The sequence below is a fragment of the Cellvibrio sp. genome, from assembly GCF_053579595.1.
On the sequence record NZ_JBRFPI010000434.1, the window covers coordinates 1 to 3,573 of the forward strand.

The following is a 3,573-nucleotide window of genomic DNA, read 5'->3' on the forward strand; positions in this document are numbered from 1 at the left end:
CTGCGCGGTGACAAATTCTTTATCGATATTTTGGCCGATAAACACCAGCTCCTGGCGCATATCGCCAAAGGGTTCTACCCATTTATCCATAATGTAATTCACATGGCCTTCATCTTCTGGCCAACGCTCTTTGGGAATGGCTTTCCAGAACATTCCGGCGGCGCCGTGTTGCGCAATGCCGCCTGCCTGGCTCCACTGACCCGCCCACTGGGGGCGCGATGCCAACCAAAAAAATCCTTTTGAACGAAGTAACTTCCCTTTTACGGCTGGACTTGAGAAAAACTCATAAATTTTTTCTGGATGAAATGGGCGGCGCGCATGGTAAGAAAAACTACTGATACCGTACTCTTCAGTTTCAGGTGTATGTTCACCGCGCATTTCTTTTAACCAGCCGGGGGCTTGCTGGGCTTTTTCAAAATTGAATTTTCCGGTGTTGAGCACCTTGTCGAGCGGTACATTGCCGCGCTCAACGGGAATAATTTCAGCATCGGGATTCAGTTTGGTTAAAATTGCATAGAGCTCTGCAAGTTTTTCTTGTGAAATTAAATCGGTTTTGCTTATCAACAATACATCGCAAAATTCGATTTGATCGACGAGCAAATCCGCTACGTTGCGTTCATCGTCTTCACCGAGGCTTTCGCCGGTTTCTTGCAGAGAGAGCGCATCGTAATAATCATTCAGAAAATTCACGGCATCGACAACGGTAACCATGGTGTCCAAGCGTGCGACTTGCGAGAGGCTCTGGCCGTCTTCATCTTCAAAGGTAAAGGTTTCTGCAATCGGCAAGGGTTCAGAAATACCGGTGGATTCAATCACCAGATAATCAAAGCGCCCCTCTTTGGCCATACGATTGACTTCGACCAGCAAATCTTCACGCAATGTGCAACAGATACAGCCATTGCTCATCTCAACCAGTTTTTCTTCAGCACGATTTAATTCCACCTGATTTTGGATCAACGATGAGTCGATATTCACTTCGCTCATATCGTTCACGATAACCGCGACGCGGCGGTTTTCGCGATTGTTCAGAATGTGGTTTAACAATGTGGTTTTACCGGCACCCAAAAAACCGGATAAGACGGTAACGGGCAGAAGAGTAGAGGAAAGTGGATTCATGACGGTTGCCTGATGTTTTTCAGTGTTGATTACGTTTGTTGTTAATTTGATGGATTGTTAATTAACTACGCTGCTTGGAAAAATTGCGTTCCAACTCTTCCTGGCGCGTTTTTTCTTCGGTGCTGTATTCAGTCGTCGGGCGAGCGAGTAAGCGCTCCAATCCGATCTCAACGCCCGAGGCTTCGCAGTAGCCGTAATCCTTACGTTCAATGCGATCCAGTGCTTTATCGATTTTGCGTAACAAAAAATATTCACGCTCTGCAATGCGCATCCGCTGACGGTTTTCCTCCTCCAACAATGCGCGATCCAGCTCATCCGCCTCGGTCGATGGCGCCGCAATCTCTTGCTTGATGGTCTCTATGTGTTCGCTGGTTGCCTGTTTTAGCTCCAGTAATACCTGCCGAAAGAACGCCAGCTGCACATCATTCATATAGTCAGCGGCAGGCATTTGCAGCAACTCGGCGGCGGTATGCGGCACGATGGGCGCAGAAGTCTTGGGTTTAGCCATAAATATCCTCTGGAACAGGCATATTGAGATGTTATAATGTAACACAAAAGACCACAAGGACAATTCTTAAATCGATAAAAACCAGCAGGAGCTAGGCCAAATGCAAGACGACCACCCCACAGCCGACTGGCAAAGCAAAGCGAGCCAAGCGTACGCTGGCGCGGATATTCCTATGACGCCAAAACGGCTGGAGGTCTATACCACACTGCTTAGGGCTGGCCAGGCGCTATCGGCCTATGAACTTATTGACCGGGTTAACTTGAATTTTTCGCGGCAGCTTACGCCCATATCGATTTACCGGATGCTGGAGTTTTTAGAGCAGAAACATTTGGTGCGGAAGCTGAAGTCAGCGGGGAAATATGTGGCGATCAACCCGACCACTCAGGCCACCGACCAGCAAGTGTTACAGTTTTTGATTTGCCGCGAGTGCGGCGATGTGAAGGAGCTGGGGATAGACCAGCGCATATTGGTTGAGCTGAAGGCCTGCATCGACTCGTCCGGCTTTCAATTAAAAAATTGGGAGCTGGAGTTGGATTGTGTCTGCACCAACTGTTCAACACATTGTGGTGCAGACACACGCAAATAAATCACTTCAACACACGACTCGAACTTGCGGGGTGCCAAGGCTCAGGCACATAGCGCGTGCGCGCCAGGGTTTTGTAATAGTCCAAATCATGTTTGGGTTTTTCGTAACCCGCAGGAATTGGTTTGCCAGAGAAGGTTTGAAAATAAAGCACACAGGAATCCCGCCAGATAACCGCGTCGCGCTCCTGCACAATCAACAGCGCTTTAATTTGCTCGAAACGCTCTGCATCCACATAAGCTTCTAACTTATCCCAATCGCGCTGCATGCTGCGCACTTGCTCCACGCCTTCATAATATTTGTGCACCAGCTCGTCCCATAAAATGCGGCCAGATTTCATTTTGTGATCCCAACTCACATGATGGAACCACAACATCATATCTTCCGGCACTGCATTTATATCGCCGTACATTTTCGCCAACGGTGCAGGATATTGCGCAATCGCATTGGAACCGGTTTTGGTGCGATCAAAACCAATGCCGTCTTTTGCGGCGCGATGATAATAAATTGCGGTCCAATCAGGACGCTCTAAATTTGAAGTCCAAGGCGCTGGGCCGTAGTGGTCGCCTTGCGAATACAAATGCGTAAGCCCTAACGGCGAGCGATAATTTACGCCCGCCTCACGCGAGATCATCATCATATTTTTAACGGGATCGATAAATTTTTGCTCGTTAGAAAAGGTCATGCGCAACCATTCTTCTGCGGCGGATTCAGCGGAAATGTTGTGATCCCAAGCCATGCGCCCAAACGCGTACCAGCTGGATTGCACGAACGGATGACCCGTCCAATTGCGGTCAGTACCGGGATTAATTACTGCGGCCATACCGGTGCGCTTGGTGTTAAATACCTTTCCTTCCAAAATATTACCGATAGTTGAACCCTCGCCTTTCGCGTAAGTTTCAGTGCGCAGAGATTCTTCAAATAGCGGGCCTTGATACGCAAGGTGCGTTGCAAAACCAAAATATTCTTGGGTGACCTGGAATTCCATCATCATGTTGGTTTTTTCCATCGCGGAAAATAACGGAGAATAAGGCTCGCGTGGTTGGAAATCGATGGGACCATTTTTTACTTGCAGGATGACGTTATCGGCAAATTTTCCATCGAGTGGTTTAAATTCATCGTAAGAGCCGCGAAAGCGGTCGCCAATATCCGGGTGATACACAAACGCACGCCAAAATACCACGCCACCATAAGGCTTTAACGCGGCAGCAAGCATATTCGCACCGTCGGCATGATTGCGGCCGTAATCCTGCGGGCCAGGCTGGCCTTCGGAATTGGCTTTTACCAAATAGCCGCCAAAATCCGGAATGTATTCGTAAACTTTTTTGGTGCGGTCTTTCCACCACTGTTGCACGCGTGGATCGAG

At 48.6% G+C, this 3,573-nt stretch carries 3 protein-coding genes and 1 pseudogene; 1 reads left to right on the forward strand and 3 read right to left on the reverse strand.

Translation table 11 applies throughout. The features are described from left to right. A partial coding sequence (gene zigA, locus ACWA6V_RS19165) for a zinc metallochaperone GTPase ZigA (RefSeq protein WP_449523996.1) occupies window positions 1-1,116 on the reverse strand: 1,116 nt, incomplete at its 3' end. A 61-nt stretch (window positions 1,117-1,177) separates the two neighbouring features. Then, complete coding sequence (locus ACWA6V_RS19170) at window positions 1,178-1,624, reverse strand: TraR/DksA family transcriptional regulator (RefSeq protein ID WP_331351424.1); 447 nt, start codon at window positions 1,622-1,624, stop codon at window positions 1,178-1,180. Window positions 1,625-1,724: 100 nt separating this feature from the next. Between ACWA6V_RS19170 and ACWA6V_RS19175 the strand changes: the two genes are divergently transcribed. Then, complete coding sequence (locus tag ACWA6V_RS19175) at window positions 1,725-2,210, forward strand: Fur family transcriptional regulator (RefSeq protein ID WP_449523997.1); 486 nt, start codon at window positions 1,725-1,727, stop codon at window positions 2,208-2,210. 1 nt (window position 2,211) lies between these two features. Here ACWA6V_RS19175 and ACWA6V_RS19180 read toward each other — a convergent pair. Beyond that, a pseudogene (locus ACWA6V_RS19180) lies at window positions 2,212-3,573 on the reverse strand (alpha-glucuronidase); the annotation flags it as partial.

Excerpts from the sequence above, each read along its gene's own strand:
- ACWA6V_RS19170 (WP_331351424.1), bottom strand. The coding sequence starts at position 1,624 with ATGGCTAAACCCAAGACTTCTGCGCCCATCGTGCCGCATACCGCCGCC.
- ACWA6V_RS19175 (WP_449523997.1), top strand. The coding sequence starts at position 1,725 with ATGCAAGACGACCACCCCACAGCCGACTGGCAAAGCAAAGCGAGCCAA.